The sequence below is a fragment of the Mesorhizobium sp. M0954 genome, assembly GCF_040319155.1.
Classification (GTDB): domain Bacteria; phylum Pseudomonadota; class Alphaproteobacteria; order Rhizobiales; family Rhizobiaceae; genus Mesorhizobium.
Genome location: NZ_JAMYNR010000032.1, coordinates 60,180 through 66,346 on the forward strand (window position 1 = coordinate 60,180; position 6,167 = coordinate 66,346).

Here is a 6,167-nt window from a genome sequence, read left to right on the forward strand (position 1 = left end):
AAAGAGGCCTCGATTCTGATGTAGCCAAAACCATTCGTTAGGATTTTAGAGAATAATCGCCGTTCATGTCGAATCGGATCCGCAGCACAGTTTTTTGTCTGGTCATCGCTTCAGCGATGATGTTCGGCGTGCTCCGTCCTTTCGGCTATTCGACCTCACACGATCCGATCGCGATTGCCACCGCGGTTGAACGTCACGGCGGAGTCGCCGCGCAGATCGAAGATCATGGCCATACCCACGATGATGGCGTTTCCGGCGAGCAGAGCCTTGGACATTTTCACGGGCACAATGCGGCAGACCACTCGCACGAGACGGCGAGTACGCCCTCCGACTTCGCACCGACCGTTCCGCAGCTCGAACGGAGCTGGCTGAATTATCCGCTGACTTTCGTCGATCCGGATACGACATTCCGGCTTGAGCGACCGCCGAGACCATTCCTCGCCGCATGATCGCGGCCGCTCGCGCGGTCACCCTCAACGACGAAGATTGGAAATCTTATGCAAGGACCCTTCGACCGGGGCCGGACAGGCTCGCGTCGCACGTGTTGGCGACCCGCCCTGCCCCTGCTTATCGCTCTCATGACCCTGCCGCTCCTGGGCGGGGCTGCCTTCGCCCACGCCGTGGCCGAGGGCGACAAGGGCTATATCCAGGAAATCTCGGGCATCAACGTGTTGCCCTTCATCTATCTCGGAGCCAAGCACATGGTGACCGGATACGACCACATCCTGTTCCTGTTCGGGGTAATCTTCTTCCTCTACCGGATGAAGCATATCGGCATCTATGTCAGCCTGTTTGCGCTCGGCCACTCGACGACCATGCTGCTTGGCGTCTACTTCAACGTCGGCATCAACAGCTACATCATCGACGCGATCATCGGCCTGTCCGTGGTCTACAAGGCGCTCGACAATATGGGCGCTTTCCAGCGATGGCTCGGCTTCCAGCCGAACACCAAGATCGCGACGCTGGTCTTCGGCTTCTTCCATGGTTTCGGCCTGTCGACGAAGATCATCGAATACAACATCTCGCCGGACGGCCTGGTACCCAATCTTTTCGCCTTCAATGTCGGTGTCGAGATCGGGCAGCTCTTGGCTCTTGGCGCCATCCTGATCGTGATGGGCTACTGGCGCCGGACACGAAGCTTCTGGCGCAACGCCTATACCGCAAACGTCATCATGATGACGGCTGGTTTCCTGCTGATCGGATATCAGCTCACCGGCCTGTTCGTCGCCGCATAAGGAACCGAATCATGTACAACACCGACCTTCCCAGCCGCGCCGATTTGCCGACGTCAGCGCAGCTCAAGCGCTCCACCTTCATTGCCGCGCTGACGGCGTTCGCCTTGCTCATCACGGTCGTCATGCCGTCCGAGTATGCGATCGACCCGACCGGAGCAGGCAGATTGCTCGGCCTCACCAGAATGGGCGAAATCAAGACACAGCTGGCAGCCGAGGCGGCAGCGGACGAAATGGCCAGCGCGAAGGCACCAACCGAGCGGATGACGCAAATGGTCCCTCCAGCCGAGTTGATGGCGCGCATGGACCGAATTGAAAACCTCCTCGTCGCCCTGACCGCCGAACGGCCTGCTTTGCAGCCGTCGCCAACTGGGGAGGCCGTATCCCAAGACAATGTGACAGTTGGAGAGATCGCTCCTGCCGAGGCTCCGGCCATTGCTGCAGCGCCTGCCACCGAAGCAGCCTCGGAAACCCCGATCCGGCCAGATGGAAGGCAAGACGAGCTATCCTTCACGTTGGCGCCAGGCCAAGGTGCCGAAGTCAAGCTCGTGATGCGGCAGGGCGCCAAGGCAAACTTTTCCTGGACAGCTGACGGTGGCGTGGTGAACTTCGAGACGCACGGCGATGGCGGCGGTCAGTCCGTAAGCTACGAAAAGGGTCGCAGCGTTCCAGCTGACGAAGGTGCCATTGAAGCCGCCTTCGATGGAAATCATGGTTGGTTCTGGCGGAATCGCGGTGGCAGCGACGTGACCCTGACGATCCAGACTGAAGGCGACTACATCGACATCAAGCGTATGATCTAGCGCATACAGGGTCGCCCGGCGCCACTTCGAGCGTCGGGCGTCACCTATCCGTCTGTTCCACCGACGAGCGCAGATGCGCGTCGAAGCTTTGCGCCGCGACGAAGACACGGCTGACCTCCAGGTAAACGGGTCTTGATCCACCGCTCGATCTGGTTCACGGCATTTCAGCCTGACGTGATCTGCCAAACGGCTACGCCGGCAAGCGCCAAGCCGGCAGCGCCCTCAATGGCTCGGGAAATGGCATCGAACAGGCGTGGCCGGCTATCGAAAAAATGCACCAGACGTTCACGAAACAGGATCGACAGCACCGCAACGCAAGACAGCGTAAGCGCCACGCCGGCCATCATGGTGATTGCGAAAAGAATGCCGGCGAGCGGAACGCCTCTGGACATTGCGAAGGTCATCACGAAAAGCGTCAGCGGGCATGGGATCAGGCCGGCCATGACGCCGACGGCCTCGCCCTCATGCTTGTGGTGATGGCCGTGGCTCAATGCGCGCCAGAGCATCCAGATGCCGATCAGGCCAAGCAGGCCCCGACTGACGTCTTCCAGCAGCGGGGCGCGGCCAACACTGCTCAGGGCAATCGATACCAACGGCAACGAGAGCGCCGCGATCAGCACGGCAATCGTTACATGCGTGAAGGAGAGTGTCAGCGACACCAGAAGCCCACGCCGGACGCTGGCATCCGATCCTGCCAGATAGGTGGCCAGGACAGCCTTGCTATGGCCCGGCGTCAGCGCATGCGCCGCACCGAACAGAACGCCCATTGGCAGAAAGGCCGTGAACGCCAGCCAACCGCCGCCGGCCGCAAGCAGTTTGATCTGCTCGGCCAGTGCCAAGTAGATTGTGCGTTGGAATTCAACAAGGGTCTGGAAAAACACGATCGAGCCGCCCGCCTCAACCACACGTCAACTCAAGACGCGTCGCGAAAATCTTGCCGAGATCGGTCCCCGTCGGGTCACTGAAGAACGCGTCTGTCAGGCTCTTCTGGTTCTGCGCGATGGCCGTGTCCGGATCTGGACGCACGACGGCGCGTGAGCAGCCTTCAGGCAGGCCAGTCACAGCAATCTTTTCGTCGTCGGTAAAATCGATCGCCGTGTAGAAGGTCGGGTCGTATACGCCGATGCTGACTTTTCCAGCAAGGGCCAACGGGTCCTTCGGCTGCGTTTCGAACTGGACGACGAGTTGATCGCTTTCATAGCTGACGCTGAACTTCGGCGGCGGCGCCATCGTCACGTCCTTGCCGTTCAAGGTTACCATCTGAAAGTAGTTGTACTCGGCCAGCGACGCATGGACGGTGAGAGCGACTTCATCGAGTTCCTTCGCATCAAGGACAAGGTCGGAATTCTTGTCGAATTCCATCAGCACGGTGCTGGAAAAGAGGTCGTCGAAACGCCAGAGATGCCGAAGCGACTTGAGCGTTCTGTCTGGACCGACGGTCAGGTCCAGCGTCGCTTCGGCAAACACATGCGGATGGGCGTTCGCTGCCGCGGCGGAAGCGAGCAACAGCGCCGCGCCTGATACCATGCCTGTCAGTTGCATTTTTCGCTCACATTTCGCTCGTCGATTCGGCATCAGGCAGGACACCTGCCATTGCAAGCAGGCCGAAATGGGACGGGCCAAAGCCTGTACCAACCTTGATCGATCAGGGCTGTGTTGCTTCATATAAGGACGCAGCTACCCAAGGTCGCCCTTCAGCCAATGTTTGAGCATGATCACCGCGATACCAGCAAGGATTGCGAGCACTATCATCCAGATGATCTTTTGCCGATCGCTCAATTTGCTGCTCCAGATCGATGTCGAGGAATGCTTCCTACCGCCAGTTCCTTGCAAACGCAAAGAGCCCCGCGCCCCGTGCAGATAACACCAGCTGATCTGCCCTAGTCATCAGCGATCGAGCTTGCAATGATGGTGTTCGACGTGGTCCGGGACCTCCGGAACGTCAAATGGACAAGCTGCTTGCGATTGCCGGCTGTCAATATGTAGAGTTTGGAAACTTGCGTTCCGTTTCTGTCCTCGCCGATTTTTTCGGCATCGGTCCGGGCGAAGAAACGCTCCTCGAATGCCGCGCGGTCGACATCGAATAGCTTTATGGAGCAAGTTTGCACGGACTTGCCATTCAAGTGGCTTTTGTCACCGCGATCATGGTTTTGGCCGGGAGGTCGTCACCGGTCGCCTCCCGGCCCTGGAAGGCGTCTACGTCACCGACGGGGGCAAGTGCTGCGTCGCCGGACAACGGAGTCCATCCGCGTCTCCTGGCCGCAGCGACGGTTCGTTCGAAGGTCCATGGGCAAGACAAATACCGTGAAAAGCTTCCAACGCCAGATCGACATTATCGGCACGCACCAGCGGCGATCTCAGGCATATAGCAGCGAACGCCGCAAGCGCGGGAGCCGCGGTTCTGTCTAGCGCATAGAAAGGGAAGAGTGCCGACCCGAATAGAATCATCACTGAGAGGAAGTAGACCCACCGGGCGAAGGCCAGAGTGCCATCAACGTCCATTTCTACGGTCTGACTTCAAATTTGAAATTGCCCTTCACCTTGTGCCCGTCTGCTGACAGCGCGTGCCAATCAACTTGATAAACACCCGGCGCAAGGGACCTTGATACAGGTGACACCATGTCCTCATCCTGCACCGCGATCTCCGTGGTGATCTTCGCATCATCCGGCCCCGACAGATCGATGCCCGAGAATCGAGCCTCAATGGGTTCGCTAAAGCGCAGTCGAATCTCAGTGGGCGGAGCGGCAATGGTGCTATTGATCTCTGGAGTAGCCTGGACCAATTGAGCCTGCGCAGCGCCTGGCCGGATAATGGCACGCTCCACAGCGCAACTGTTGCGATCATTCGGATAGTTCGGTTCAACGCGAACTCCTCCCGACGTTCATCAAAGACTATGCACTTTCTGACGAGTATACGAATTTGTTGGTGTTGCAGGGCCGCGACTATTCGAGCTGTCACGAAATTTTCCATTTGCCGGAAAAGTGATGGGAGATCAGGCCAACACGTTACCGACCGCCGAGACTCTCGATTGAAGGTCACGGACGCCGCAAGCGTTTGTAATTATCAGGACAAGCGCGGGCCAAACAAGCGTTTGCGCCCGCGCGACTCCGTTTCAGCTACTTAACCGGGATCATGAGATGTGCGTATGGAGTGCCCGGCCACATCACATAGGGCTTGGATGTGTCAGGCTTGGGGTCCGTCGGATAGCCCTGCATCATGTCCATTGCGTTGACGATCATCACATGCGGGCCGGTCTCTATCCAATTGTTGCCTTCCTCGGGCTTCGTCGCATAGGGATCGGTGTTGCTGCCATCGGTACCGCCGGACAGCATGTACATGAAGCCGACCTTGCCCTTGGGCGGTTCCTTCTTTTCCATCCATGCCATCGCCCATTCCATCGCGTTGGCATCGCCGCACATTGGGTCCGGGCCGGGCGTGGACGGGCTGTCGGGCATGCACCAGAAGCCGTTCTTGCCCTCGCGCAGGGTGCGCATGGCGCCCTTTTCATCCGCGGCGTAGACCGCAGCGCCGCTTGCCACGGCAGGGGGTGCAGCAGATTCAGCGCTCTTGATCATCGCAGCGTCGTCGGCGGTTGCGCCTTGCATCGTAACCAAACTGCCTGCCGCCAAAAGGGCAGCGACCGTCAGAAGCCGTTTCATGGCCGTTCTCCGGTTTGAGTTGATCTTGTGCATGATGTCCGACGCACGGCTTTCCAGAGCCGTTTGTCGGTGATCAAACAGTAGCAGATTACATGCCTCCGGACAATTTACGTTTGTCTAATGTCTTTGCAGGGGGCGTGCTATTAAACCTTCAAATCGGTCACGAAACTCCTGAGGGTTCACTAACCAAGATGGTGCTGTTCAGCGAGTGGCCAAATTTTGCGCGGTTTCCCAGCAACCTTGCTTGCGTCGTCAAATCGCCACCTGCCCTAACCCTAGATTAGCCCGCGCATCGTCAGTTCAGCCTTCAGGTAGGCATAATAGATCGGCGCGGCGACAAGACCCGGCATACCGAACCAGGCTTCCATGAAAAGCATCGCCAGAAGTAGCTCCCAGGCACGCGCATTGATCCGCGAACCGATGATCTTGGCGTTTACAAAGTATTCGAGCTTGTGAATGACGATGAGAAAGG

At 58.4% G+C, this 6,167-nt stretch carries 8 protein-coding genes and 1 pseudogene; 4 read left to right on the forward strand and 5 right to left on the reverse strand.

Features of this window, described 5'->3' with window-relative positions:
* Window positions 1-65: 65 nt before the first annotated feature.
* From NKH93_RS28970 to NKH93_RS28980, 3 genes are all read left to right on the forward strand, one after another.
* Window positions 66-449: a hypothetical protein gene (locus NKH93_RS28970; protein ID WP_352974085.1), complete on the forward strand. Its 384-nt coding sequence runs from the start codon at window positions 66-68 to the stop codon at window positions 447-449.
* Between the two features lie 129 nt (window positions 450-578).
* Complete coding sequence (locus NKH93_RS28975) at window positions 579-1,235, forward strand: HupE/UreJ family protein (RefSeq protein ID WP_352974087.1); 657 nt, start codon at window positions 579-581, stop codon at window positions 1,233-1,235.
* An 11-nt stretch (window positions 1,236-1,246) separates the two neighbouring features.
* A complete protein-coding gene (locus NKH93_RS28980; protein ID WP_352642083.1) occupies window positions 1,247-2,035 on the forward strand; it encodes a hypothetical protein in 789 nt (262 codons plus the stop codon).
* 164 nt (window positions 2,036-2,199) lie between these two features.
* On the opposite strand, the gene NKH93_RS28985 is transcribed toward NKH93_RS28980, so the two are convergent.
* Together NKH93_RS28985 and NKH93_RS28990 are read right to left on the reverse strand one after the other, a co-directional pair.
* Complete coding sequence (locus NKH93_RS28985) at window positions 2,200-2,940, reverse strand: HoxN/HupN/NixA family nickel/cobalt transporter (RefSeq protein ID WP_502896513.1); 741 nt, start codon at window positions 2,938-2,940, stop codon at window positions 2,200-2,202.
* Window positions 2,933-3,562 (reverse strand): DUF1007 family protein, encoded by a 630-nt coding sequence (locus NKH93_RS28990; RefSeq protein WP_352642106.1) that lies wholly within the window; start codon window positions 3,560-3,562, stop codon window positions 2,933-2,935. The genes NKH93_RS28985 and NKH93_RS28990 overlap by 8 nt, the downstream gene beginning before the upstream one ends.
* Before the next feature lie 419 nt (window positions 3,563-3,981).
* Between NKH93_RS28990 and NKH93_RS28995 the strand changes: the two genes are divergently transcribed.
* A complete protein-coding gene (locus NKH93_RS28995) occupies window positions 3,982-4,122 on the forward strand; it encodes a hypothetical protein (RefSeq protein WP_352642085.1) in 141 nt (46 codons plus the stop codon).
* 417 nt (window positions 4,123-4,539) lie between these two features.
* Here the strand turns inward: NKH93_RS28995 and NKH93_RS29000 are convergent, their stop codons facing one another.
* From NKH93_RS29000 to NKH93_RS29010, 3 genes and pseudogenes are all read right to left on the reverse strand, one after another.
* A complete protein-coding gene (locus NKH93_RS29000) occupies window positions 4,540-4,818 on the reverse strand; it encodes a copper resistance protein CopC (RefSeq protein ID WP_352642086.1) in 279 nt (92 codons plus the stop codon).
* Window positions 4,819-5,152: 334 nt separating this feature from the next.
* Entirely contained in the window at window positions 5,153-5,695 is a 543-nt protein-coding gene (locus tag NKH93_RS29005; RefSeq protein ID WP_352642088.1) for a hypothetical protein, read from the reverse strand.
* Between the two features lie 275 nt (window positions 5,696-5,970).
* Window positions 5,971-6,167 (reverse strand): annotated as a pseudogene (locus NKH93_RS29010) (hypothetical protein); the annotation flags it as partial.